Origin of the sequence: Microbacterium thalli (genome assembly GCF_028737325.1) — a bacterium.
Classification (GTDB): domain Bacteria; phylum Actinomycetota; class Actinomycetes; order Actinomycetales; family Microbacteriaceae; genus Microbacterium; species Microbacterium thalli.
Genome location: NZ_JAQZCH010000001.1, coordinates 133,991 through 158,928 on the forward strand (window position 1 = coordinate 133,991; position 24,938 = coordinate 158,928).

Genomic DNA, 24,938 nt, shown 5'->3' on the forward strand with positions numbered 1-24,938 from the left:
GACTCTTCGAGTCTCGACCCGATCCGCGACGACCACCCGACAACGCCCGTCGCCCCCTCGCCTTCGACCCCGGAGATGGCACAGCCATGGCCTCTATCCGTCGTGCCCGCGCGCAGCGCGGCGCTCGCGCCCACCGCATCCGCGGTGCAGCGGCGTACGCAGCGGTGGCGGCCCTGACGCTGGGGCTGCTGTCGACGCCGGTCGGTGCCGCCGCCCTCCCGTCGGCTGCGGCCGGTTCGGTCGACGAGCCCGTGCTCCCGCCCGCGCCCGCCGACACACCGGCAGCCGACGCCACGGACGCGCCGCCCCCGCCGACACCCGCGCCCGCGGCGACGGCGGCCCCGGACACCGGCGTCGCGGACGCGCCGTCGCCGACACCGCCGGATCCAGCCGACGACACGACGCCGGCCCCCTCGCCGTCTCCCGCCCCCGAGGGGATCACGCCCACTCCCGAGCCCGACCCGACGGTCGCGCTCTCGACCCGCGCCACCCGCGCGGCACGAGCGCCACCCGGCGAGGCGCGCATCGGCATCCTGGCGGCCGGGGTGCCGGAAGGACCGCGGCCGGTCTGGCAGGAGTCCTTCGAGCAGGGCCTGACCACGACCACCCCCAGTGGGGTGACGACCTACGCCGCCAACCGGTTCGCCGCCTCGAGCGGCTGGGCGATCGGCACCAACTGCACCGGTGTCCTGGTGAACTTCACCGCCACCTACCCCAACGCGAGCTTCTGCCCGACGCAGACCGTCCTCGGGGTCGGGCAATCCTCCCTCGCCGCACGCGAGACCCGTCGCCTGGCCGATGCCCTCGGCCAGCTCGCGGCCGGCGTGGTCGGCGGCACTGCGGCCAACGCGCCGGTGAACGGCTCGACGAGCGGCACCACCGGAACGCAGAGCAACCACGCGCTCGTCGCGCTGCCCTACGCGACCGTCGCGGGCGGCACGACGGTGGCCCAGACGAACGCCGCGATCGGCGTCGCGGCTGCGGGCTCGCGCTACTACACGCTGCGTTTCGACGCCGCGGGAGCACAGTGCGGCACGAACAACGCATCGCTGTCACTGTCGCTGTTCACGGGCACGACCACGCTGCTGAACGCCTTCCCGACGCCGGTCGTGCCGTGCGCCGCTACGGGATCGGTTTTCTACAGCTCCCCCGCGCAGCCGACCCTCGGCACCCTCGGTGGTGTCGTCGATCCGGCCATCTCGCCGTCGGCGCGCGCAGCGACGTACACCGGAACGGCGGCCTCGTTGCTGACTCCGGCGCAGATCTCCGCCGCACAGGTGCGACTCACCAACACGGTGACGGGCACCGGCAGTGCCTTCGGCGTCGACAACCTCCGCGTCCTCGACGTCTCGCCGGCCCTCGACGCCGCGTTTTCACCGTCGCCCGCGGTCGCCACGACGCCGACGACGCTCACCTACACGGTCACCAACACCGCCGACCTGCTCGCGAAGACCGACTGGAACTTCGCCGCGACGCTGCCGAGCGGGCTCGTCGTGGCGCCGGCCCCCGGTGTCGGCGGCACGTGCACGAACGTCACGGGAACGGCGTACAGCGTCACGGCCGCCGCAGGAGCCGGGACGATCACCGTCGCCGGCGGCGACCTCGCGGCGGGCCAGACCACGTGCACCGTCACCGTCACCGTCGTCGCGGCCACGGCCGGCACGTATTCGAGCGGCACGGTGACCGCCGGCGGCCTCATCGTCTCGCCCGCCGCCCCGCTCACCGTGCAGCCGGCGACCACCGTGACTGTGCGGAAGATCATCACCGCGCGCACGTCGCCGACCGATCAGTTCACCCTGTCGGTCCGCAGCGGCACGACGGTGCTCGGCTCGGCCACCACCTCGGGCACCGCCGCCGACGTGCAGGCAGCTCAGGTCGGCCCGATCGCCGTCCCGGCGGGCAGCACCGTCACCATCCACGAGACGGCGAGCGCCGGCGCCGGGCTCGGGTACGGCGCCACGTACGAGTGCGTGCGTTCCGGCACCGTGATCGCAGCCGGGACTTCGCCCTCCGGCAGCCTCACGATGCCGGCGGAGCAGGGCGCGCAGGTCGTCTGCACCTTCACGAACGCCCCCCAGCAGCCGCGCCTGCAGTGCGACACCAACCATTACTACGCCGTCACGGCCGACGGAACGCTCGTGCAGGGAGACATCGTCAGCGGCGGGGTCGCGAACGTCGGCACCTGGAACGTCGGCACGAACGCGAACGCGCTCGGCATCAGCCCCGGGGGTGAGACGGCGTACGCCCTGCAACGCTCGACGGATGCCACCGACGTGGCGGCCATCCTGAAGTGGACGCCCTCCGGCGGGTTCCAGACACTCGCCGGCACGGCGTACACGACCGTCGGCGGCGGCGCCGAGGTGCCGGGCTCGCTCGTCGCCGGCGCGGTCGACCCGCGGACGGGTCGCTACGTGTTCGGCAAGTACAACGGATCGGCGTTCCACCTGTGGAGCTTCACCGAGTCCGCCCCCGCCGCCTCGCGCTACAGCTACATCGGCAGCTTCGCCACGACGGGTTCACCCGACGGCAACGGCGACCTCGCCTTCGACGCCGCCGGCAACCTCTACGTCCTGGGGGCCTCGGTCGACGCCAACGGGCAGAGCTCGGCGGTCATCTTCACGATCACCGCCGAGAGCCTCGCCACCGCGAGCGGAGGCAGCCTGCCGGTCGGCGCGACGACCTCGCGCACGCTGACCGGCCTCGACGCCACCCCGGCGTTCGGCGCCGCGAACGGCATCGCGTTCTCGCCCCGCGGCACGGCGTACGTCTCGAGCGGAACGGCCGCATACGAGTTCGACGCCACCACGTGGGCCCGCATCCCGGGCTCGTCGCGCACGACCGTCGCCCACACCGACCTCGCGTCGTGCACCTCGCCCTCGTCGATCACCGTGCTCAAGAACGTGGTCGGCCGAGCGGCGGCATCCGATCAGTTCACCCTCACACTGACCAACGGCGCCACAACCGTCGCGACGACCACGACGACCGGCTCCGCGACCGGTCGCCAGACCCGCCAGATCGGTCCCGCGCCCGCGCCGGTCGGAGCGACGTTCTCGTTCTCCGAGACGATGGCCGCCGGTTCGGCCTCGGCGATCGGCGTCTACACGGTCGTGAACGAGTGCTGGGCAGACGGGGTGCGCCTGAGCAACGCCGCCGCGACGTCGGGGTCGGTGACGATCCCGAATCGCCAGAGCGTCAACGTCGTCTGCACGCTGTTCAACTCGCCGCGCCCCGCCGCCAGCGTCACCCTCACCAAACAAGTGCTCGATCCGGTGACCGGGACCGCTGCGCCCGCCGCCGGTTGGACGCTGGGCACCACGGCCGTCGCGACGACCGGGACGGCGACCGTCCTGCCCTCGGAGGCCCCGCGCCAGCAGACGGATGCCGCCGGGCGCGCGGTCTGGAGCGTCCTCTTCGGATCGGCTGCGTCGCGAGCGACCCTCACGATCAGCGAGGAGCAGCGCACCGGGTTCGTCTTCGATCGCGGCTCGTGCACCGTCAACGGCGCGGCCACGCCCGTGACGTTCACGACGAGCGGCAGCATCGTCAGCGCGTCGATCCCGGGCGTCGCCTCGAGTGCGGTCGTCGCGTGCACGATCGTGAACCGGCCCGCCGCGAACCTCAGCCTGACGAAGGTCGTCTCGTTCGGCTCCGCGGTTCCGAGCGACTGGGTGCTGTCGGCCGCCGCTCCCGCGGGGTCGACCGCGCTCGCGGGACCGCGCGGACGCAGCGGCACCGGCGCTGTCTCGGCCGTGCCCGTCACCCCCGGCATCCCGTACCGCCTGAGCGAGTCGGGACCGCTGACGACCTATGTGCAGGTCGGCGACTGGCGCTGCGTCGACGCGAACGGCGCGACCGTGCCGGTGAGCTCCGCGGGCGACGTCACGCTCGCCGCGGGAGCGGACGTGACGTGCTCCGTGACCAACGCGACCGCGACGCTCACGGTCGTGAAGGAGGTCGTCGGGGCGCAGGACGGGTTCCGGCCCGCCGACTGGACGATCACCGCGACACCCGACGTGTTCGCCGGCGGAACCGTGCCCACGCAATCGCGGCCCGGAGCCGCCTATGCACCCGGGGGCAACGCGAGCAGCACCTTCGAGGTGCGCCCGGGCCACGGGTACACCCTCAGCGAGGAACCGACGCGCTCCGGCTCGCGGCTGGCGTATCAGACGCTGCGGCTCGAACGGCTGGTCGGCTCGACCTGGACGGCCGTTCCTTCCGCGGCGATCGTGGCGCCCGCTCCCGGCGAGAACGCCGTCTACCGCTTCGTCAACGCCCCGGTGCAGCCGACGACGCTGCCGCTGACCGGCGGAACCGGCGCGGACGCCTTCTTCATCGCCGGCGCCGCCCTCCTGGGCCTCGTCGCGATAGCGATCTTCCTTCGGACGATGCGAAGGAGGCGGCTGATGTGATTCACGCCCCACCCGTCGGCCGGCGGCATCCATTGTTCCGACGACTCCCTCGATACACAGACCTCACACCTGACAGGAGAAACTTATGACCACCTCACTTCGGAAGCGGGTGAGTGCCGCTCTCGGCATCCTCGCTCTGGGGGCCGCGACCGCGCTCGTCGCGGTGACGCCCGCCCACGCGGAGCCCGGCAACATCGACCCGGACATCCCGCGTTCGCTCACGGTGCACAAGTACGCGCTCGGGCCTTCGAGCCCGCAGGACATCGGCACCGGCCAGGAGCTGGCGACCCCGCCCGCGGGCACCCCGCTCGCCGGCGCCGTCTTCACCGCCTCGCTCGTGGCCGACGTCGACCTCTCGACCCCCGAGGGCTGGTCGACCGCGGCCAACCTCACGCCGGCGACGGCCGCGGGTCGCCTGTCGACGACGAGCTTCGCCTCGACGCCGTCAGCGCCGGGGACGGGCATCGCGACCTTCCCCGCCGACATGCCGATCGGTCTGTACCTCGTGACCGAGACCACGCTGCCGGAAGAGGCGACCAACCCCTCGGCGCCGTTCCTCGTCACGCTGCCGTTCCCGACCGGTCCCACCGGCGCTCCGGCGAACGAGTGGATCTACGACGTGCACGTCTACCCGAAGAACGCGGTGACCGACGTCACCAAGACCCGGGTGCCCGCACCGGCGAACTCGGCCGAGGCCCGCAACCCCGACCTCATCCGCTGGGCGATCGCGTCCGCGATCCCGACGCTCGCCGCCGGTGACAGCATCGAGGTGTTCGACCTCGCCGACACCATCCCGGCGCAGCTCGAGTACGTCACTGCCCCGCCCACCGGCGTGGCCCCGACGAACGTCGTCGTCACCAGCGCCGCGGGTCTGCCGCAGACCTTCACCGAGGGCGCGGACTACAACCTCGTGACGGAGGGGAGCACGCTGACCCTGGAGTTCACGTCCACCGGTCTCACCCGGCTCACCGGATTGCAGGGCGGCGTCGTGTCGTTCAACGTGCTCACCCGCGCGATCGCGATCCCCGCCGACGGCCGCATCGTCAACACCGCGACCGGCACGATCAACGGCTCGAGCGAGACGGTCGTCGGTGTGACGCCGATCGGCCAGCTCACGGTGTTCGCCTTCGAGGGTCCGACCAACGACCGCATCGCCCTTGCCGGCGCCGTCTACCAGGTCTTCCTCACCGAGGAAGACGCCATCCGCGGCATCAACCCGATCACGGTGGACGGCATCTCGCAGTGGACGTCGGGAGCCGACGGCTACGTGGAGATCCCGATCGTCACCCCGGGCAACTACTGGGTGCGCGAGATGACGCCTCCGGCAGGCTTCCAGCCGCCGTCGCCGGACCGCGTCTTCACGCAGGTCGTCGCCGGTGAGACCTCGACGACCCCGCCGATCCAGAACTACGTCGAGTTCACCCACAGCCAGGTGCCCGCGTGGGCCCTGCCGCTGACCGGTGGCGACGGCGCGCGCTGGTTCGGCATCGGCGGTGGCGCCCTGCTCGCCACGATGCTCGGTGCCGCCCTGATCCTCTCCCGCCGTCGCGCCGCCGCTGCGCGCGTCTCGGCCTGAGGTCCGCACCCCATGACGACGACGGCGGAGCCTCCCTCTCGAGCGGAGCTCCGCCGTCGTCCGCGGTGGCGGCTGTCGATCGCGTCGCTGCTCATCGCGACCGGGGCTGTCGTCGCCGCGGGGCTACTGCTGTACCCGTCCGCGGCGGCGTGGTTCAGCCAGTACGAGCAGTCCCAGCAGATCGACGGCTACTCGGACCAGGTGCGCGACCTGGGCGCCGAGACCATCGAGCAGAAGCTCGACGCAGCCCGCGAGTACAACCAGCGGCTCGCCCCCGCCGGCGCCGAGATCGGCGCCCATGAACGACTTCCCATCGCCAACGCACCCGATCAGGGCGATGCCTACGCGTCACAGCTGCGCGGTGCCGACGGTGGCCTGATGGCACGGCTGCGCATCCCCGACATCGACGTCGACCTGCCGATCTTCCACGGCACGAGCGAAGCCGTGCTCCACGCCGGTGTCGGCCACCTCGAAGGCACCGCGCTGCCCGTAGGCGGCCCCAGCACCCACTCCGTCCTCACCGCCCACCGCGGTCTCGCCTCGGCCGAACTCTTCACGCATCTCGACCGGGTCGCCGTGGGCGACACCTTCACCGTCGAGGTGTTCGGCGAGGTGCTCTCCTACCGGGTCATCGAGACCCACGTCGTCGAGCCCGACCAGACGCAGGCGCTCGTCCCGCGCGTCGGCCAGGATCTGATGACGCTCGTCACCTGCACTCCGCTCGGCGTCAACAGCCACCGCATCCTGGTGACCGGGGAGCGCATCATCCCGACCCCCCAGGCCGACCTCGATGCGCAGGGCGAACGTCCCGACATCCCGCGGTTCCCCTGGTGGGCCGTCATCGCCGGCGGTGCGCTGGTGCTGGCGATCGGTTACGTCTGGTGGACGGGGCGTCCGGTCCGTCAGGCCGTGGCGACGCCGCGCGCCGAAACCACCCTCGACGCCGATGCGGCGCGCGACGAGCCGAGGCTCATGTAGAGCGCCGCGAGCGTCGTCGCGGTGATCGCGATGGCGATCAGCGCCGCACTCCACACGGTGCGACCGGTGCCGACGGCGTACGACAGCGACAGCGCGATCGCCGCGACGACCGATCCGGACACCAGGACGGATGTCGCGATGCGCGAGCGACGCGTCGTGACGACAGCGCGGTCTGCGCCCCCTCCCGGGCGGTGCAGCAGCGCGCGCAGACCCGATGCCGCCGAGCACCAGAACCCGACGATCAGGCTCGCGGTGACGACGTCGCTCGGGCGATGCCACCCCGCCGCGATCACCCCGAACCCCGACAGGATCGCCCAGCCCGTCAGGACGGGGACGAGCGGGAGCTTCAGGTGCCGCGGAGCCGCGAAGAGCGCCGCGCAGGCAGCGGCGATCGCGAGGGTCGCGTGCCCCGAGGGCAGCGAGTTGCTGTATTCGTCCAGACCGAGGGTCAGATCGGGGCGGACGATCACATTGTGCTTCAGGATGTTCGACGTCAGCGCGGCCCCGGCGAAGACGGTCACAGCGATCGCCGCGTCAGCGAAGCGCCGTCGCGCGAGGGCCAGGACGACGCTGCCGATGACGAGCCCCGCGGCGACGATGACGACGGTGTTCTCACCGAATTGGCGTGCGAGACGCACCGCGGGATCCGACGACTGGATCGTCGTGTCCATGACCGCCTGGTCGACGAGCTGGCCGTTCGCGGTGAAGACCGACACCGCGACGGTGATAGCCACGGCGAGCGCCTGCAGGAGGGCCAGCCTCAGGTATTGCGTTCCTCGGTTCATCGCGACATCCCCCTTCCCAACCGTCGACGCTACGGCGAGAAGTTGAGGAATTGATCCACGCGTGGCCGTCGGGCGACCCGTGGCTCAGTCGCCGGACCAGACCACCGCCAGGACGGTGACGTCGTCTTCGCGGTCGCTCCGCTCGGCCCGCTCGACGAGGTCCGTCACGATCGTGTCGATGTCGTCGTGCTCGACCAGGAAGTCGCGGTACCGGTCGATCGAGTCCAGCGAGCCGCCGAACAGGTCCAGCACCCCGTCGCTGACGCTGATCAGGCTGTCGCCGCGTTGCAGCGTCGTCTGCGCCCCGGTCCACCGGGTCCCGACGCCGATGGGCAGGTGGCCCGAACGGAGGAACTCGATGCCGCCGGTCGCGCGCCGCAGCGCGGTGAGACCGTGTCCGGCATCCGCCCACCGCAGGGTGCCGTCGCGGCCGACACGGGCGTGGAAGCAGGTCGTGAACTGCGCTCCGATGATGTCGGTCGGACCTGTGTTGAGACCGACCGCCGTGCGGTGGAAGGCCTCGGCGGGATCGGGGTCTTCGAGGCTGCTGCGGATGACGGTGCGCACCGCGGCCGCGATCATGCCGGCCCCGACGCCCTTGCCCATGACATCGCCCAGCGTGAAGGCAGCGCCGCCGTCGGGGGTGGCGTACCAGTCGTAGAAGTCGCCGCCGACCTCACGCGCCGGCACGCAGGCTCCCGCGACGCGGAAGCTCGACGGGAGCTCCGACCCGTCGACCGGCTGCAGCGAGCGCTGCACGACCGCGGCCTGCGTGACCTCCGCCTCGGCGAGCCGTCGCCGCCGCTGCGAGATGTCGAGGCGCTGCAGCGAGCGCCGCGACAGCTCGTTCACCACGGCGCCGGCGGCCGCGTACACGAGCACGGCGATGAGCAGACGCACGAACTCGCTCGCGCCGATGTTGCGGCCGGCGTCGAGCACGAGCGGCAGCAGCAGGGTGATGCACACGCCCAGCAGCGGCACGAGCACGCGCCAGCGGCCCGGCCCCGCGGCGATCCAGATGACCGGGAGGATGATGATCGCCAGGAACACCGACTGAGTGTCGCCGGTTCCGAAACGCAGCAGGCCGATCGCGATGAAGTCGCCGATGGGCACGATCAGCTCGAGTCGCCGGAGAGCCGGCCATCGCAGCATCAGCGCCGACGCGGCCAGCAGCACCAGCGCGAGGCCGACCCCCTGCCACATCCGCACCGGGTCGGTCACCAGCAGCCAGGGAACCGCCGCGCTGGTGACGGCTGCCACCACCAGGAGCCCGGCGACGACAGCCTGCTTGGCGAGCGGCTCCCAGTACGTCGGAGCAGGCGCCCGCGGCGACGGTGCGTTGCCCGAGCGCCGAACACGGGTCCACGGAGGTGCCTGCGTCATACGGCCAGTCAATACGACGGATGCCGGTTGTGGGGCGGGTCTTGACCAACTCGTCGTCCTCCGGCACACGCGCCGGCGCATGTAGGATCGCGACGGCGAGGGGATCTCATGGCGTTGATCGACAACGGCGTTTACGTGCACGGGCGCCGCGCGGCTGATCCCGACGACCTCACGCAGACATTCGACGCTCTCGATGACCGGGATGCTCTGGCGTGGATCGGGCTCTTCCGTCCGACGGACCAGGAGCTGACGGCGATCGCCGAGGAGTTCGACCTCCATCCGCTCGCGGTGGAGGACGCCCACAAGGGTCATCAGCGCGCGAAGCTCGAGCGATACGGTCATACCCTCTTCGCCGTGCTGCGTCCGGCCTGGTACGACGACGAGAACGAGACGGTCGAGTTCGGTGAGATCCACATCTTCACCGGCCCGAACTTCGTCGTGACGGTGCGCCACGCGTCGAAGCCCTCGCTGGCGGGACTGCGCAAGCGCCTCGAGGCGCAGCCCGAGTACCTGGCGAAGGGTTCCGAAGCGGTCCTGACCGGGATCCTCGACGAGATCATCGACGGCTACTCACCCGTCGTGGTGGGCGTCCAGGACGACATCGACGAGATCGAGGACGACCTGTTCGACGGCAACGTCGACCCCGGGTCGTCCAAGCGCATCTACCAGCTGCTCTCGGAGGTCATCGGCTTCCAGCGCGCGATCGGCCCGCTGTGCGGAATGCTGGAGGCCCTGTTACGGGGTGCGGAGAAGTACGGCACCGACGTCGACGTCCAGAACCAGTTGCGGAACGTGTACGACCACGCCATCCGGATCACCGAGCGGGTCGACACCTTCCGCTCGCTGCTCGAGAACGCCCTGACGCTGCACTCGACGCTCGTGACCCAAGAGCAGAACGACGCCATGCGACGGATGACTCGCGCGAGCCTCGCGCAGGGCGAGGAGAGCAGGCAGCTCTCCCGCGCGGCGATCGCCCAGGGCGAAGAGGTGAAGAAGATCTCGTCGTGGGCCGCGATCCTCTTCGCGCCGACGCTGGTGGCGTCGATCTACGGCATGAACTTCGACCAGATGCCGGAGTTGCACTGGGCCTTCGGCTATCCCTTCGCCGTGAGCCTCATGATCCTGCTCGGCCTGAGCCTGTGGTTCGTTTTCAAGCGGAAGAACTGGCTGTAGCGGCATCTGCCGAGCCGGCGCCCGGCAGAACGAAGGCGCCGGTCTCGCCCGGGTTGACCGCGATCTCCCAGCGGAAGCCGTCCGGGTCGGAGAAGTACCCGGAGTACCCGCCCCACGCGCGCGGACGTCCGGCGCTCACCGGTGCGTCGAGCGCCGCGGCCTCGGCCAGCACGGCGTCGACCTCCGTCGGCGTCGCGACGTTGTGAGACAGCGTGATCGGCGCGACTCCGGGTGCCGGCGCCTCACCGACCTCGGCGGCGAAGCCTGCGACCGACCAGAGCGAGAGCACCAGGCGCTCGGCCACCGGCAGCATGATGACGTCTGCGCCGTCGAAGATCGGCGTCCACCCGAGCCCGTGCACGTAGAAGGCGCGGCTGCGGGCCAGATCGGCGACGGCCAGGGTGATGAAGCTCAGGCGCTGTTCCACGGCCCGAGTCTGGCACTCGACGCGGGTCGGCGCGAGCGGTGACTTGCCACGAAGGCAAGCGACTCATAGAGTTGCGATCATGGCAAACAACAGCGGCGAGATGACACCGGACGAGGCGCGGGCGGCACTCGACGACGTCGCACACGATGGCGCGGCGCTGGCAGCGCGCGTCGTCACCCCCTGGTGGTACCACCCGACCCTCGGTCTGATCGTCGGCGTCTTCGTCGTCGCGCAGGTGCTCCCCGGCGCGTGGTCGATCGCCGCGGTCGCGCTGGGCATCATCGCGATACCGGTCCTCACGACGACGTACGCGCGGCGCTATGGCGTGGCCATCTCGAAGCCCGCGGGCCCCCGCGGACGCCGGCTGATGCTGACTGCGCTCGTGGTGCTCGTCGCGTGCATGCTGTCGGGTCTGACGATCAGGCTGGTCGGGCTCGAGTCCGGGTGGGCCCTCATCCCGGTCATCGTCGCCTTCGCCGCGACGGTGATCCTCGGCCGGCGCTTCGACGAAGCGCTGCGGCGAGAGCTGTCGGCCACGTCGATCGAGCCGGCATGACGACCGCTCCCGAACCCGCCTTCAGCGAGGTCATCCACGCGCCGCTCCGCCTGCGCATCTGCGGACTGCTGCGACGCGTCGACGAGCTCGACTTCGCCGTCATCCGCGATGCGCTGCAGATCGACGACCCCCGGCTGTCGAAGCACCTGAAGGTGCTGACGGATGCCGGTTACGTCGCGCTCCGCAAAGAGAGCTCGCCCGCCCGAGCCGACGCCCGTCGGCTCACGTGGGTCAGGCTGACTCCCGCCGGCACGGCTGCGCTCGAAGCGCATCTGGCCGCCCTCGCCCGCATCGCCGACGGCGCCCTCTCCGACTGAGGCGCGACCCGCCCCGTCAGTCGGCGCGGATTCCGCGCAGCACGACCTCCACCAGGGTCTGCGCCTGCGGGCCGTCCGGAGCGATGCCGGCGGTACGGATCGAGTGAGCCACGCCGCAGGTGAGGAGCAGGATCGCTGCGGCATCGATATCCGGTCGCACGCGCCCATCGGTGCGCGCGTCATCGAGCACATCGTCCAGCCGGGCGATGAGCGCGTCGCGCTTGGCCGCCGTCTCCGGCAGCAGCGGCTCGGGGCGCGCGGTCACGGCTTCGAAGAGCGGATCGGCGACGAGGAGCCCCACATGCGCGGTGATCGCGCGCTCGAACCGATCGGCACCCGACCCGTCGAGCAGAGCGTCGAGCTCATCGAAGCGAGCACACGCCACGACCTCTTCGAGCTCGGCGACCGTGGCGAAATGCCGATACACGGTGCCGACTCCCACATCTGCCGCGCGCGCCACGGCGTTCATCGAGAGAGCTTCACCCCGGTCGGTCGCCTCACGGGCGACGGCGAGGATGCGGTCGCGGTTGCGCGCAGCATCCCGGCGGAGCGTTTCCATGCGCCCAGTGTAACGGAGCAGCCGTCCGAACGGATACAGTGTCCGAACGGATAGTTTTTCCGCTTAACCCGAGGAGTTCACGCCATGACCACCACAGCCCGTCCGCTTGCCCTCGTCACCGGAGCGAGCTCCGGCATCGGCGCGGAGTTCGCTCGCCGCTACGCCAGCGAAGGGTTCGACCTTCTGCTCGTCGCTCGCTCCGAAGGTGCGTTGACCGCGCTGGCCACCCAGCTCGCTGACGCGCATGGCGTCGCGGCATCCGTTCATCCCGCTGACCTCTCCGACGCCGACGCCGTCGCGGGACTGGTCGGGGCCATCGATCGGCTGCCGCGCATCGATCACCTCGTCAACAGCGCCGGCACCGCGCCCGCGGGCGACCTTCACCGGATGGATGCCGCAGAGTTCCGTCGGATGGTCGACATCAACGTGACCGCGCTCACGCTGCTGACGCAGGCGGCGATCATCCGGATGCGCGCGGCAGGCAGCGGCACGATCATCAACATCGCCAGCAGCGCCGGCTACCAGCCCATCCCTCATTTCTCGGCCTACGCGGCGTCGAAGGCGTACGTCGTCAGCCTGACCGAAGCTCTCTCGGAAGAGCAGCGACCCCACGGCGTGCGGATCGTCTCGGTCGCTCCGGGCGACACCGACACACCCATGAATCCGGGAGCGGCACGCAACAAGCGTCAGGCCCGCGACGTCGTCGACACGGCGTGGAAAGTGCTGCCAACCACGACGCCCTCGGTCATCGACGGCCGGATGAACCGCGCGCTCGCCTACCTGTCGAGCCGGGTGCTCACGAGGCGGCTCAGCCTCCGCATCGCCGAGCGGATGATGCGGAGCAAGGCCTGACCCGCTCGCGCGGGCGCGTCGGGAGCCCGGGCTACTCCGCCGGAGGATCGCCCTCGGCGCAGGGGGTGAGTCCGATCAGGAACAGGACGGAGCCGCGATAGGTCTCGGCGACCTTCGCCTCGAGGGTGATGCCGCCGGAGTGGTCCAGAGCGACACCGGGCGGCTTCACCTCCACGTTCTCGTCGACCATGAACTCCTTGCCCAGGCGACCGGGAAGCGCGTCGATGAACGCCTCCCCGTCGAAACCGGGCCGCGCCGTGACAGCCCATCGGATGGTGGCGTAGTACTCGCCCTCTCCGCACGTCAAGTAGGGCGGGGTCGGCGTGTCCACCTCGACGACCCCACCGGGAACCCCGTCTGCTATCTGCTGCAGAACCGCCTCCGTCTCCGCTCGCGCCTGCTCGAGCGTCGGGCGTCCCGCCGACCCGCACCCCGCCAACGTCACACCGGCGAGGACGAGAACACCGACGACGGGCACACCGCGTGGAAGACTCACCGGCGCCCCGCTCCCGGGACGATCCCCGCGCCGGCGGTAACGACCAGCGACAAGCCCACCACCAGGCTGATAGCCATCCCGGCCGCCGCGAGGCCCATCACGCTCAGTGACTGGTCTTGCCGCGGGCCGATGCCAACCGCGGGCGGATGATCCTGTCCGTGATGATCCCGGTGACCAGCGAGAAGACGAACTTGTGGATGACGTCGACAGCGAGCTCGCGCGCCGGCCACGTGTGCGGTGGCGCCCCCGCGCCCGTCGTGTTCTCGACCGTCTGATCGAAGGCCAGGCGAACGGCGCAGTGCCACACGTTCGCGTAGGCGCCGCGGATCCCGACGGCCGACCACACCCCGCGAAGCGCTCCGAGAGCGGCGGCGGTGAGGTAGTGCATGACGTGGTTCCACGAGGTGGGCGTGGATGCGTCACTCGGGCGACGGCCGAGCGCGCTCAGCAACGCACGCGCGGGAACGAACGAGTCCGGACGGCGCGTGATCGCCTGTTCGAACTTCTCGGTCAGCATCATCACCGACCCCGCGACCAGCCCGGCGACGGCGCCGATGCCGGCAGCACGGGTGAGGGTTGTCGTTCGTGGAGTCATCGCCCCATCGTGTGGTCCGGAGCAGCCGCAGCGAACGGGGTTGACGAGCCCCGCCCAGAGGCACCTTCCTCCGCGGATCGAGCGAAGCGCTTGACCTTGACGCTGCGTCAGCCCCTCACGCTGCTGGGCATGAACCTTTCACTCTCCTGGATCGAGAGACTCGCCGGCTCGCTCGACGACAAGAAGCGGTACCGCGTGGGCGGCGCACGGATGGACGGCTGGGCCGGCAACGAGCGCACCCGCCTGACGGATGCCGTGCGCACGGCGAGCCTCGGAGGCGCGCGATGAGCGCGGCGGCCGTTCCCGTGATCTCGGTCCGCGGGATCGAGAAGTCGTACCGGGAGCTCCGTGTGCTCTCGGGTGTCGACCTCGAGGTGCAGCGCGGCACGGTCTTCGCGCTGCTCGGGTCCAACGGCGCCGGCAAGACGACACTCGTGCGGATCCTGTCGACGCTGCTGCGGGCCGACGCCGGCGCGGCATCCATCGATGGTCTCGACGTCGCCGAGCAGCCCGCTGCGGTGCGCGAGGCGATCAGCCTCACCGGTCAGTTCGCCGCCGTCGACGAACGGCTGAGCGGTCGCGAGAATCTGGTGCTCATCGCCCGGTTGCGTCACCTGCGGTCCCCCGGCGCGATCGCCGACGATCTGCTCGCGCGCTTCTCTCTGACGGATGCCGGCGGCCGAAAGGCGTCGACCTACTCCGGGGGCATGCGACGACGGCTCGACATCGCCATGAGCCTCATCGGGAACCCGTCCGTCATCTTCCTCGACGAGCCGACGACCGGGCTCGACCCGGAAGCGCGGCAAGAAGTGTGGCAGACCGTCCGCGACCTGGCCGCCGGCGGCACCACGGTGCTGCTGACGACCCAGTACCTCGAAGAGGCGGAGCAACTGGCCGACCGCATCGCGATCCTGCACCGGGGCCGGATCATCGTCGACGGCACCCTCGGCGAGCTGCGCCAGCTGCTGCCGAGGCCGACCGTCGAGTACGTCGAGAAGCAGCCCACCCTCGAGGACGTGTTCTTCGCGCTGACGGGCGAGAACGCTGCCGACACCGACTCCGACACCACTGCATCCCAGAATTGAGGACACGACCATGACCAGGCACTTTCTCGGCGACACCGCCGTGCTCACCGCGCGCTCCCTCACGCACGTCGTGCGGAGCCCCGACACGATCATCACGACCGCGGTCACGCCGATCGCGATCATGCTGCTGTTCGTCTACGTCTTCGGCGGCGCCATCGACACCGGCGGCGTGACCGACTCGTACGTGGGATACCTGCTGCCCGGCATCCTGCTCATCACCGTCGCGTCCGGCATCTCCTACACGGCCTATCGATTGTTCCTCGACATGCAGGGGGGCATCGTCGAGCGGTTCCGGTCCATGCCCATCGCGCGGACGTCGCTGCTCTGGGCGCACGTGCTCACCTCGCTCATCGCGAACCTGGTGTCGCTGGCGCTGGTCGTCGTCGTCGCGGTCATCATGGGCTTCCGCACGGCGGCCGATCTCGGCGGATGGCTCGCGGTGCTGGGCATCATGACGCTGTTCACCCTCGCGCTCACCTGGCTCGCGGTGATCCCCGGGCTGACCGCGAGCTCGGTCGAAGGGGCGAGCGCGTTCTCGTACCCGCTCATCTTCTTGCCGTTCGTCAGTTCCGCGTTCGCTCCGACCGAATCGATGCCCGGGCCGGTGCGGTGGTTCGCCGAGAATCAGCCCGTCACCTCGATCGTGGACGCGATCCGCGCGATCTTCGCCGGGCAACCCGTCGGTGGCGAGCTCGGGATCGCGGCGGCCTGGTGTGTCGGCATCCTGATCGTCGCGTTCCTCTTGGCGATGGTCAGCTACCGGCGGAAGATCGCCTGACCGGCACCCGCTGGATGTCGGGGCAAGGCAGGATCGGATCGTGCTGACCATCAGTCAACTGGCCGCATACGCGGGGGTCACGGTGCGCGCCGTGCGCCATTACCACCAGATCGGACTACTGCCCGAGCCCGAGCGCGACCGGTCGGGCTATCGGCGTTACGGTGCCCACGCGGTCGTGTCGCTCGTCAAGATCGCGACACTCGCCGACGCCGGCGTGCCCTTGTCCGAAGTCGCGGACCTGCTCGAGGCGGACGACGACACCTTCTCGAAGGCGGTGCAGCGCATCGACGCCCACCTTCGCGACGAGATCGCCCGTCTCGAGCGCAGCCGGTCGTCGATCCGAAAGCTCGCCGCCGGCGACGCCCTGCTGCTGCCCGCCGACGTGGTCGCCTATCTGGATCGCCTGCGCGACCTCGGCATCGCCGGGCCGGTCCTCGACGGCGAGCGCGACGGGTGGATCCTCATGGCCGCGCGCTGGCCCGACCGGATACGCGAATGGATGCCGGGCAAGATGGCCTCGCTCGACGACCCCCGCATCGTCCGGCTCTACCGCGTCCTCTCGATGCTCTTCGACATCGACCTGCCGCAGGAGCCGCTGCTGGTCGAAGCAGCGGACCTCATGGCCGCCCTCGCCGAGGAGGCCTACCGGCAGGACCACACCACGCAGCAGGAGACTCGGGATGATGCGGTCCCCTTCGACCTGCTGGAGCTGCTCGCCCTCGAGACCGACCCCCGCGCCACGCGCCTGGTCGAGCTGATGCGCGAGCGCGGCTGGGACGGCTGGACCCGTCTGGAGCGCATCGACCCGCCGCACTGAGGGCCTGGGCGCTTGCGGCCACCTCTCGTGAGCGAGAACGACGACGTCCCTCAGCGCCGACGCCGCCCGCCACGCACCGTTCGGATGTTCTGAGTGTGCGAGCCTCCTGCCCGCCCGACCGCAGCCATGGGGTCATTGCGTCCGGCGTGCGCGCGCACCTTCCCGACAACAGACGCGATGACGACGACGAGCAGAAGCCCGTAAATGGATACAGCGATGGGCGACGAGACGAACACCGCAGGGTCCCCTTCAGCGCTCAGCAACGCATCGCGTGAAGAGGTCTCGGCGAGCGGACCGAGGACGATGCCGATCATGAGCGGCGCGAGCGGAATGCCGAAGCGCCGCATGGCGAAGCCGAGCAGAGCGAGGCCGAGTAGCAGCCACAGTTCGAATGTCGACGCCGACGTCGCGTACACGCCCATGGCGCAGAAGCGCTCAGACGCTTGTCCGAGGGGCTTGTGATTCTCGGCGCCCATCGCGACGCTCGCGTCGTCGAGCTGACAAGCGACGAGGCGCAGCATCTGTTCGAAGTACGCGCGAGCGTAGACCCGCTTGCCTGCGCACTGGCCGCCGAGCGACGGACATCCGACGACATCGGGCGCATCGACGCAGCATTGCGCGAGCTCGCGCCGCTCACCGGAAGTCCGAGCTCGGAGGCGCTCGATGCGCACCGCGGGTTCCACCGGGCGATCTACCTCGCTGCCGGCAACCCCATCCTGGTCGGAATGCTCGACAGCATCTGGGACAAGGGCGACCTGTACCGGAGACGCGCCCTCAGCGAGCGGACTCCTTCCACGGAGGACAAAGCACGTGTGCACCGCCAGCACCAAGAATTGCGCGACGCGATCCGCGATGGCGACAAGGAAGCGGCTCGCTCGCTTTCATACGCGCACATCACCCATAGCCTCGGAAGGCGGGCCATCGGGCTGCTCGACGCGGCCCCCGACGACTGACGATGGTCGCGATGCGACACGAGCCGACAGCGCCCGCCCTATCGGCGGCGCATGCCGAAAACCGTGCTGCCGACGTTCCGGCGCGAATCGGTTTCGGCTGGGGGTTTCGGCGGATCGATCAGCTGCGCGCCGCCTGATCCTCACCTCTCACAGCTGCGTGGTCGATCGCGCTGATGTAGAGGGTGAGGGCATCGCGGCTTTGCTCGAGGAACCGGATGCGTTCGGTCATGCTGTCGCGTTGGCGGGCGAGCATGTTCCGCAGCTCAGGGTCGGCGTCTTCCACGACGATCTCGGGGCTCTGGCCGAGGCACGGGAGGATCGCAGCATCCGGGGCGGCACCCCTGTTCTGTCAGCTAGTTCGCCGATGCGCATGTGGCTCCTCTCGACGTGCTCCTGATCACTGTGCTGAGATCGTGCGATTGCTCGCTAAGCCACCAAATACGCCCGCCGAAACGACGTTCTCGGTGGGCGTTTTCAGCGCCTGCTCCGGATGCGGTCGAAAACGATCGTTATCGGTCGATCGGGTCTGCCGACATTGACGCTGCCGGTCCCGGGTGGTCGTCAGCTCGATCGACGCGCAGAAGGGTTAAGGCGATCAGGATTATCACGATCAGCGTCGACGCCGAGACGATGATGACCCTGACCTGCGCAGGGTAGCGGAGTCGCGGCCGTCGCGATGAGCGGTTCATTGCGATGGGGCGATGATGGTGGTGGTCTCCGGGGTGATCTCGACGATGCCGCGCTCGTCGGCGACTATGAACCGGCCATCGTCGGTGATGGTGAACGCTTGGGCGGCACCGCTGAGAGTGGCCCGGCGCTCCCAGGCCCCATCTGCTGCTTGCACCCACAGAGCATCGTCTGTTCCAATTCCCGCGATGGTGCCGTCAGGCTGAGGGGCAAGGCTATAGAGCAGTGGCGCTCCTTCGACGGCGGCAAACGTTGCGCCGCGATCGCTACTGCGAAGGAGGCCTTGTTCTGCTGCGGCGTAGATGCCTTCTTCCGTAGCTGCGAGGTCGACGGCGGATAGCGCGGCGCCGCTGAACCAGTTCCGGCCGTCGTCGGTGCTGACGAGCAGATCCGCATTGCTTGAGGCCAGTCCGTAGAGCGTCCCGTCTGGCCCGGCGGTAAGCACATGGAAGTCGGCGCTTCCGGTGAGCGAGACCGGTGACCAAGTTTCGCCGAAGTCGTCGCTGCGGATGATTCCCAAGTTTGGCGCTCCGAGTTCCGACGGGGTCTGCGTTCCCGGATGGCCGGAGGCAAAGAAGGTCTCGCCGCGGAGCGTGAATCCCATCGCGTCCAGGTCCTCCCCCGCGATCGGGCCCGACATTTCTCCGTCGGGGGCGAGGGTGAGGATGCCGCCGTGGGTGGCCACGAACAGGTCCTCTCCTCGCGGGTCGGCGACTATGCCGTGAATGTGTTGAATCACTGGCAACGATGCGTCGCTGTGGGAAGGTCGCTCAGCTGCGCACCCGGTGATCGCGATCGCGGTGAGGGTGGTGACGGTCAGGGGCAGAAAACGGTTCATGATCTTCCGGGTCGCGGGAGGGCGGACACCCCGATGAAGGGTTGCCGCCGGGGTATAGGTGAGCGGGAACGTGGTGTCTGCGCTAGATGATGGTTTGGCCAGGGCGATGCCGTCACTGTTCCGACCGTTGCCGACCTTGCCTTGGCCATGTAGATGGCGGTGTTGTGCTGCTGGATCATCTGCTCTTTGACACGACCGACTACTCGGTGGGGCAGTCACGTAGGGCTGACTGATCGAAAGTGGGAGCGGAACGAGCCAGGGCCTCTTCGGGGGTGTCGGCGACTCCGTTGCGTTGGATGTCGTTGATGAGCCACTTCATCTCGAGTATTTCGTTGCGCTGTGCCGCGCTGATTTCGGCGGCGAGTTCGCAGACTCGGACGTCCTGGATCTGCGCACGCTCCGAGCGGGTGATGGCGAGGGAGTGGTGGGGGATCATCGCGTTCATCCAGGCGGTGTCGTTCACGGTGATCTGACTGCGGTCAAGGGCGACTCCGCCGGCGAGCAGCAGGACGCTGACTGTGGCGGCGGCGATGTTCGCTTTGACGCTTTTGTACATGTTGAGCATCCACGCCAGCATCACCAGCCCCATCGCGCCGCCCATGGTCAGGGCCATAAAGACGCGGCTTTCACTGAAGCGGACGTGGCTCCACTCCCAGGAGCCGACGAACATCACCCAGTACATGACAACCATCCCGGTGAGGATCATCGCCCCGAACCGGAGGTACATCTTCCAGGGCTTGGAATGACCCTGCTGGCTGTGCTCGCCGGTCGCTGCGCTTCGGTCGTTCTGCTCGGGATCGTGGTAGTCGTTCGCGGTCATGACATCTCCTGTTCGGATGGGGGGAGCGGCGAGGTGACGGGACGGTCGATTGCGGTATCGACCGTCCCGTCAGCGACCGCCATGGCAGGTTGTGCTAGCAGGGCGATCTCGAACCTGAGCCGACTTAGAGAGCGGCGAGAAGGTCGGTGCATGCCTGCTCGCAGCGGCGGCAGGATTCGGCGCACACGCGGCAGTGCTCGTGCATGTCTGCGTGCTGTTCGCACTCGGCGGCACAGGACGCGCAGGCGGTGCGGCAGGCTTCGAGCAGGGCGCGAACCGTCGCAACATCCGGCGCGGTTTGGCGGGAGAGCACTGCACCTGTGGTGGCGCAGATGTCTGCGCAGTCCAAGTTCTTCCGAATGCATGTAACGAGCTCCGCGACCATGCCTTCTCCGAGGCATGCGTCTGCGCAGGCGGTACATGCCTGGGCGCATTCGACGCACGCCTCGATACAGCGCAGAAGGGCGTCCTGTGCTCCGGCGAAACCGACTTTCGGGTGGGTGGCGAGCATCTGATCTGCAACAGTCATGGCTGCTTTCCTTTCTTCGGGGACCTTCCCCGGCATGCGGTCACGCTAGAGCGAGGTCGAGGGTCGACGTAGGGGGTTGAGGTCTTTCGATGAATGGTGGCTAGGTGAAGGGCAGCAGGCTGAGTCCGCTGTCGTCGACGATGAGGATGTCGCCAGCGTCGGTGACGGCCATTGCCTGTGTGGAGCCGTGCGCCGTCCCGATGTTTCGCCACGACGGATCGCGTGTGGTGCTGCTCCACAGGCTGCCTTTGCTTCCCACGCCGATCAGTTGCTGGCCGTCCGGTGACACAGCGATGAGAGACACGGTCGGGCTGTCTGGCAGTGGTCCGAACGTCGCCCCGCGGTCGGTGCTGACCTGGGGTCCGTCCGGCGTCGTAGCGATGATGCGTCCGGTGGCGTCGACGACGAGTGCGAAGGCCAGCAGGGTTGCCCCCGTAGGAGACCAGCTGGCCCCGAGGTCGCTGCTTGCCAGCATCTGGGCGCTACCGGTTTCTTGTCCGTACAGGGTGCCGTCCGGTGCGGCGGTGAGGACGTGGAAGTCTTTCTCCCCTGTGAACGCCACAGGCTCCCATGTCGTGCCGCCGTCGCTGCTGCGGATGATGCCGAGGTTCCCTTCCCCAAGCTCCCCGGGGGTGCCTCGGCCGGGGTGGCCGGAGGCGATGAGGGTGTCGTCGACGGCGGTGAGGCCCATCGCGTCGAAGCCGTAGCTGCCGACGCGGGAGCCGAGTTGCCCGTCAGCGGTGGCGGCGTAGAGGCCTTCGTGGGTGCCGAGGAGGAAGCCGTCATCGTCGGGTGCGGGCACGATCGCGTGAACGTGAGACAGCGCTGTGTCGGCGTGGTCGCTGCCGGTCGATGGCGGTTCGGCTGCGGCGCAGCCGGTGAGGAGCAAGCTGGTGAGCGCGACGAGGCTCGCCGTCGCGCGCAGGTGAATGCGCATTCGCACCCTTTCGATTCCAAGGGTGAGGACGCCCTGCGGGGGCGTCCTCACCGGTGGGGTGCGTTTAGAGCTGCGCGAGCAGTTCCTGCATCTGGGCGATTTCGGCGGTCTGCGTGTCGACGATGGTCTGCGCCATCTCGACCGCGTCAGGGTTCTGGCCGTTTTCGACTTCGTCTTGGGCCATCTCGATCGCGCCTTCGTGGTGCATCGTCATCTGCTCGAGGAACAGCCGGGACGCCTCGGTGCCGGTGGCGGCTTCCAGCGCGGCCATGTCGTCCTCGCTCATCATGCCGCCGCCGTGGTCCATGCCCTCCATGCTGTCCTCGGACATGTCGGCGCCCCACTCGGTCAGCCAGGACTGCAGCTGGTCGATTTCGGGCTGCTGGGCGGCCTTGATGTCCGAGGCCAGGGTGAGCACGCCCGGATCGATGCCTTCCTTGTCCAGGATCATGTCGGCCATCTCGACAGCCTGCTGGTGGTGCGGGATCATCATCTGCGCGAACATCACATCCGCGTCGTTGAAGTCTGCCGTCGTCGCGGACGATGAGGACGGGGACGAGCTGCTGCCGTGGTCCATGCCGGGCATGGACTCCGAGCCGGAGCCTCCAGCGCAGCCGGCAAGGGTGAGGGCGGCGGCGAGGGTGAGCGCAGCGGTTGCTGCGGTACGAATCTTCATCAGGGTTCTCCAAATACAGGGGTACGTGAACGAACACCGGTCACATCGACAGGTGGGTAAGGCCGGGCCGGCAAGGTGCGCCGGCTCGGCCGCATCACGTACGGCTGATGCAGAGAGTGGTGAGAGAAGGCGGCCGCAAGCTCGGCCTGCCGGGAAGCGAGGCGCTCAGTGGCTGCGGGCGTGGCAGGACCGACAACCACACCGGGCTCGGGCGGAGTCGGGCCAGCAGCAGCACGGTGGCCAGCAGCGCCAGCACACACGCCATGGCCATCATGTCGGAGTGGCCTGAGCCGCAGTCCGCGCACCCTTCGTCCGTCGCGGTGGTACCGGAATGATGATCATCCGCGGTGGCACTGGCGGTGGCGACGGTGGTTTGGTGGCCGGTGTCGGCGGCGGTGTGGGTGTTGAGGGAGTGCATGGCCAACAGGCCGACGATGACCGCGCCGATCAGAGCGATGAGCAGCAGAAGGGTGCGCGCCATCGACCGTCCGGCGTGGAGCCGTTCCGTCAGTGCGATCAGCGACATGTCACCTCCCTCCTTCCACGGTACGACACTCCTGTCAGCGGCCGGTAACCGTGTCCGGGCTGAGGTCCAGCCGTCGCAGCAGTTGAGCGTTGAGGGCGACGACGATGGTGGACAGCGACATCAGGATGGCGCCGACAGACATCGGTAGGACGAACCCGATGGGGGCGAGCACCCCTGCGGCCAGGGGGACGGAGATGAGGTTGTACCCGGCGGCCCACCACAGGTTCTGCTTCATCTTGCGGTAGCTGGCCCGGGACAGCTCGATCACCGACAGGACGGAGCGGGGGTCGTCGCTGGCAAGGATGACCCCTGCGGACGCGATCGCCACGTCGGTGCCGGCGCCGATAGCGATGCCGACGTCGGCTTGCGCGAGGGCCGGTGCGTCGTTGACCCCGTCACCGACCATGGCGACCTTGCGACCTTCGCTTTGAAGCTCCTTGACCTTGGACGCCTTGTCCTCCGGGCGGACCCCGGCGAAGAACCGGTCGATACCGAGGTCGGTGGCGACGGAGGCGGCGACCGCTTCGGCGTCTCCGGTGATCATCACGACCTGCACACCCCGCTGATGCAGAGCGTCGACCGCGTTGCGGGACTCGGGACGGATCTCGTCCGCCAGGCGCAACGCCCCCGCCACACGCCCGTCGACGAGAACGTGCAGGATGATCGCGCCCTCCTTGCGCCACTCATCCGCGACAGGCAGCTCGGCCGCGCCTTCCTGCTCCAGCAGGTGCGGACCACCGACTTGGACGGTGCGACCGGTCACCCGCGCACGGACACCGACGGCCGGTGAGGACTCGAAGTCGCTCGTGGCGGGAACGGTGAGTTGCTTCTCCTGTGCGGCGTTCACGATCGCCCGAGCCAGGGGGTGTTCCGAGTCTGCTTCGGCGGCGGCGGCCCACGCGAGAAGCTCGTCCGCGTCGATACCGGCGGCCGGGTCGATCGCGGTGACGGCGGGGGTGCCCTTGGTGAGGGTGCCGGTCTTGTCGAACAGGACCGTGTCAACGGTCCGCATGCTTTCCAGCGCGAGGCGGTCTTTCACGAGCACGCCGCCGCGGGCGGCGCGCTCGGTGGCGATGGACACCACCAGCGGGATGGCCAGGCCCAGCGCGTGCGGGCAGGCGATGACGAGCACGGTGATGGTGCGGATGACGGCTTGGTCGGGGACCCCGACCAACGTCCATACCGTCGCGGTGACCACGGCCGCCCCCAGAGCGAACCAGAACAGCCACCCGGCGGCACGGTCTGCGAGGCGTTGCGCGTGTGAGGAGGAGTTCTGCGCTTCGGTGACGAGTTTCTGGATGCCGGCGAGAGCAGTGTCCTGCCCGACCGCAGTGATTTCTACCCGCACCCCGGAGTCGGTGGCGACGGTGCCGGCGATGACCTGGTCTCCGTCGCTGCGGCGAACCGGGCGGGATTCGCCGGTGATCATCGACTCGTCCATGCTGGCCGAGCCCTGCACGATCCGACCATCCGCCGGCACCCGTCCACCGGGGCGCACAACGACAACGTCGCCAACCTGCAGCTCGGCGGGGGCGACGGTGACGGTGCTGTTCCCCTCGACCTTCTCGGCCTCGTCGGGCAGGAGCGCGGCGAGGGAGTCCAGCGCGGAGGTGGTCTGGGCGAGGGAACGCATCTCGATCCAGTGCCCGAGGAGCATGATGACGATCAGCAGCGCCAGCTCCCACCAGAAGTCCAGCTCGTGGTGCAGCAGCCCAATGCTTGCCCCCCACGAGGCGAGGAACGCAACGGTGATCGCGAGGGCGACGAGGAGCATCATGCCGGGCTTGCGGGCGCGGAGCTCGCTGACGGCACCGGTGAGGAACGGTGCACCACCCCACACATACATGACGGTGCCGAGGATCGGGGACACCCATCCCACCCACGCCGCGTCCGGCAGCGAGTATCCGATCAGCATCGAGAACATCGTGGAGAACCCCACGACCGGCACAGCAAGGATCAACATGATCCAGAACAGGCGCCGGAACCGGGCAACGTGATCGCCGTGTCCGGCGTGCCCGCCGTGGTCGGCGTGGCCGTGCTCGGAGTGTCCGGCGGCGGGTGCCCGGTCGTCGCTGTGTGGGTGACCCGTCGCCGCGTGGTCGTGTCTGGCGGTGACCGCCGGAGCGTCGTGGCCTTGGTGGTCGGAGTGGTTGTGGTGGTCGTACTGGCTCATCGGAGCCTCCTTC

The 24,938-nt window shown here is 69.4% G+C and carries 27 protein-coding genes; 12 read left to right on the plus strand and 15 right to left on the minus strand.

Annotated elements, in window-relative coordinates:
* Positions 1-86: 86 nt before the first annotated feature.
* The 3 genes from PUW82_RS00720 to PUW82_RS00730 all read left to right on the plus strand — a co-directional run bounded on the left by PUW82_RS00720 (position 87) and on the right by PUW82_RS00730 (position 6,963).
* Positions 87-4,409 carry a DUF7933 domain-containing protein gene (locus PUW82_RS00720; RefSeq protein ID WP_274220467.1) on the plus strand — a complete coding sequence of 1,441 codons (4,323 nt, stop codon included), beginning with the start codon at positions 87-89 and terminating at the stop codon, positions 4,407-4,409.
* Positions 4,410-4,494: 85 nt separating this feature from the next.
* Positions 4,495-5,985 (plus strand): SpaH/EbpB family LPXTG-anchored major pilin, encoded by a 1,491-nt coding sequence (locus PUW82_RS00725; RefSeq protein WP_274220468.1) that lies wholly within the window; start codon positions 4,495-4,497, stop codon positions 5,983-5,985.
* A 12-nt stretch (positions 5,986-5,997) separates the two neighbouring features.
* Positions 5,998-6,963: a class C sortase gene (locus PUW82_RS00730; RefSeq protein ID WP_274220469.1), complete on the plus strand. Its 966-nt coding sequence runs from the start codon at positions 5,998-6,000 to the stop codon at positions 6,961-6,963.
* On the opposite strand, the gene PUW82_RS00735 is transcribed toward PUW82_RS00730, so the two are convergent.
* Both PUW82_RS00735 and PUW82_RS00740 read right to left on the minus strand, forming a co-directional pair.
* Positions 6,888-7,748, minus strand: a complete 861-nt coding sequence (locus tag PUW82_RS00735) for a phosphatase PAP2 family protein (RefSeq protein WP_274220470.1) — start codon at positions 7,746-7,748, stop codon at positions 6,888-6,890. The two genes, PUW82_RS00730 and PUW82_RS00735, sit on opposite strands and share 76 nt — an antisense overlap.
* 84 nt (positions 7,749-7,832) lie before the next feature.
* On the minus strand, positions 7,833-9,131 hold the full coding sequence (locus PUW82_RS00740; RefSeq protein WP_274220471.1) for a PP2C family protein-serine/threonine phosphatase: 1,299 nt from the start codon (positions 9,129-9,131) through the stop codon (positions 7,833-7,835).
* A 108-nt stretch (positions 9,132-9,239) separates the two neighbouring features.
* On the opposite strand from PUW82_RS00740, the gene PUW82_RS00745 reads away from it, so the two are divergent.
* Complete coding sequence (locus PUW82_RS00745; RefSeq protein ID WP_274220472.1) at positions 9,240-10,304, plus strand: magnesium and cobalt transport protein CorA; 1,065 nt, start codon at positions 9,240-9,242, stop codon at positions 10,302-10,304.
* On the opposite strand, the gene PUW82_RS00750 is transcribed toward PUW82_RS00745, so the two are convergent.
* Positions 10,282-10,731 (minus strand): VOC family protein, encoded by a 450-nt coding sequence (locus tag PUW82_RS00750; RefSeq protein ID WP_274220473.1) that lies wholly within the window; start codon positions 10,729-10,731, stop codon positions 10,282-10,284. The genes PUW82_RS00745 and PUW82_RS00750 overlap by 23 nt on opposite strands.
* Positions 10,732-10,810: 79 nt before the next feature.
* On the opposite strand from PUW82_RS00750, the gene PUW82_RS00755 reads away from it, so the two are divergent.
* On the plus strand, positions 10,811-11,287 hold the full coding sequence (locus tag PUW82_RS00755) for a hypothetical protein (protein WP_274220474.1): 477 nt from the start codon (positions 10,811-10,813) through the stop codon (positions 11,285-11,287).
* Entirely contained in the window at positions 11,284-11,604 is a 321-nt protein-coding gene (locus PUW82_RS00760) for a transcriptional regulator (protein ID WP_274220475.1), read from the plus strand. Before PUW82_RS00755 ends, PUW82_RS00760 begins: the two co-directional genes overlap by 4 nt.
* A gap of 16 nt (positions 11,605-11,620) precedes the next feature.
* On the opposite strand, the gene PUW82_RS00765 is transcribed toward PUW82_RS00760, so the two are convergent.
* Positions 11,621-12,163, minus strand: a complete 543-nt coding sequence (locus PUW82_RS00765; protein WP_274220476.1) for a TetR/AcrR family transcriptional regulator — start codon at positions 12,161-12,163, stop codon at positions 11,621-11,623.
* An 84-nt stretch (positions 12,164-12,247) separates the two neighbouring features.
* Here PUW82_RS00765 and PUW82_RS00770 point away from each other — a divergent pair, with 84 nt between their 5' ends.
* On the plus strand, positions 12,248-13,015 hold the full coding sequence (locus PUW82_RS00770; RefSeq protein WP_274220477.1) for an SDR family NAD(P)-dependent oxidoreductase: 768 nt from the start codon (positions 12,248-12,250) through the stop codon (positions 13,013-13,015).
* 31 nt (positions 13,016-13,046) lie between these two features.
* Here the strand turns inward: PUW82_RS00770 and PUW82_RS00775 are convergent, their stop codons facing one another.
* Together PUW82_RS00775 and PUW82_RS00780 are read right to left on the minus strand one after the other, a co-directional pair.
* Positions 13,047-13,511, minus strand: a complete 465-nt coding sequence (locus PUW82_RS00775; protein ID WP_274220478.1) for a hypothetical protein — start codon at positions 13,509-13,511, stop codon at positions 13,047-13,049.
* 103 nt (positions 13,512-13,614) lie between these two features.
* Positions 13,615-14,106 (minus strand): hypothetical protein, encoded by a 492-nt coding sequence (locus PUW82_RS00780; protein WP_274220479.1) that lies wholly within the window; start codon positions 14,104-14,106, stop codon positions 13,615-13,617.
* Between the two features lie 90 nt (positions 14,107-14,196).
* On the opposite strand from PUW82_RS00780, the gene PUW82_RS00785 reads away from it, so the two are divergent.
* The 4 genes from PUW82_RS00785 to PUW82_RS00800 are packed head-to-tail and all read left to right on the plus strand — an operon-like array spanning position 14,197 to position 16,786.
* Positions 14,197-14,394 carry a hypothetical protein gene (locus tag PUW82_RS00785; RefSeq protein ID WP_274220480.1) on the plus strand — a complete coding sequence of 66 codons (198 nt, stop codon included), beginning with the start codon at positions 14,197-14,199 and terminating at the stop codon, positions 14,392-14,394.
* Complete coding sequence (locus PUW82_RS00790) at positions 14,391-15,191, plus strand: ABC transporter ATP-binding protein (protein WP_274220481.1); 801 nt, start codon at positions 14,391-14,393, stop codon at positions 15,189-15,191. The genes PUW82_RS00785 and PUW82_RS00790 overlap by 4 nt, the downstream gene beginning before the upstream one ends.
* 10 nt (positions 15,192-15,201) lie before the next feature.
* The gene (locus PUW82_RS00795) at positions 15,202-15,969 is read left to right on the plus strand and encodes an ABC transporter permease (RefSeq protein ID WP_274220482.1); all 768 of its coding nucleotides are present in this window, start codon (positions 15,202-15,204) and stop codon (positions 15,967-15,969) included.
* 40 nt (positions 15,970-16,009) lie between these two features.
* Entirely contained in the window at positions 16,010-16,786 is a 777-nt protein-coding gene (locus PUW82_RS00800) for a helix-turn-helix domain-containing protein (RefSeq protein ID WP_274220483.1), read from the plus strand.
* Positions 16,787-16,836: 50 nt separating this feature from the next.
* Here PUW82_RS00800 and PUW82_RS00805 read toward each other — a convergent pair whose 3' ends face one another.
* A complete protein-coding gene (locus tag PUW82_RS00805; protein ID WP_274220484.1) occupies positions 16,837-17,457 on the minus strand; it encodes a tripartite tricarboxylate transporter permease in 621 nt (206 codons plus the stop codon).
* On the opposite strand from PUW82_RS00805, the gene PUW82_RS00810 reads away from it, so the two are divergent.
* Entirely contained in the window at positions 17,350-17,739 is a 390-nt protein-coding gene (locus PUW82_RS00810; RefSeq protein ID WP_274221723.1) for a FadR/GntR family transcriptional regulator, read from the plus strand. The genes PUW82_RS00805 and PUW82_RS00810 overlap by 108 nt on opposite strands.
* 118 nt (positions 17,740-17,857) lie before the next feature.
* Here PUW82_RS00810 and PUW82_RS00815 read toward each other — a convergent pair whose 3' ends face one another.
* The 8 genes from PUW82_RS00815 to PUW82_RS00850 all read right to left on the minus strand — a co-directional run bounded on the left by PUW82_RS00815 (position 17,858) and on the right by PUW82_RS00850 (position 24,925).
* Complete coding sequence (locus PUW82_RS00815; RefSeq protein WP_274220485.1) at positions 17,858-18,022, minus strand: hypothetical protein; 165 nt, start codon at positions 18,020-18,022, stop codon at positions 17,858-17,860.
* A 402-nt stretch (positions 18,023-18,424) separates the two neighbouring features.
* Complete coding sequence (locus tag PUW82_RS00820) at positions 18,425-19,264, minus strand: F510_1955 family glycosylhydrolase (RefSeq protein ID WP_274179329.1); 840 nt, start codon at positions 19,262-19,264, stop codon at positions 18,425-18,427.
* 199 nt (positions 19,265-19,463) lie between these two features.
* Positions 19,464-20,084, minus strand: a complete 621-nt coding sequence (locus PUW82_RS00825; protein ID WP_274179331.1) for a DUF305 domain-containing protein — start codon at positions 20,082-20,084, stop codon at positions 19,464-19,466.
* A gap of 124 nt (positions 20,085-20,208) precedes the next feature.
* Positions 20,209-20,613 (minus strand): four-helix bundle copper-binding protein, encoded by a 405-nt coding sequence (locus PUW82_RS00830; RefSeq protein ID WP_274179332.1) that lies wholly within the window; start codon positions 20,611-20,613, stop codon positions 20,209-20,211.
* 100 nt (positions 20,614-20,713) lie between these two features.
* The gene (locus tag PUW82_RS00835; RefSeq protein ID WP_274179333.1) at positions 20,714-21,550 is read right to left on the minus strand and encodes a F510_1955 family glycosylhydrolase; all 837 of its coding nucleotides are present in this window, start codon (positions 21,548-21,550) and stop codon (positions 20,714-20,716) included.
* A 64-nt stretch (positions 21,551-21,614) separates the two neighbouring features.
* Positions 21,615-22,226, minus strand: coding sequence for a DUF305 domain-containing protein (locus tag PUW82_RS00840; RefSeq protein ID WP_274179334.1), 612 nt, complete (start codon positions 22,224-22,226; stop codon positions 21,615-21,617).
* Between the two features lie 94 nt (positions 22,227-22,320).
* Complete coding sequence (locus tag PUW82_RS00845; RefSeq protein ID WP_274179335.1) at positions 22,321-22,752, minus strand: DUF6153 family protein; 432 nt, start codon at positions 22,750-22,752, stop codon at positions 22,321-22,323.
* A gap of 34 nt (positions 22,753-22,786) precedes the next feature.
* Positions 22,787-24,925 (minus strand): heavy metal translocating P-type ATPase, encoded by a 2,139-nt coding sequence (locus PUW82_RS00850; protein ID WP_274179336.1) that lies wholly within the window; start codon positions 24,923-24,925, stop codon positions 22,787-22,789.
* Between the last annotated feature and the right edge of the window lie 13 nt (positions 24,926-24,938).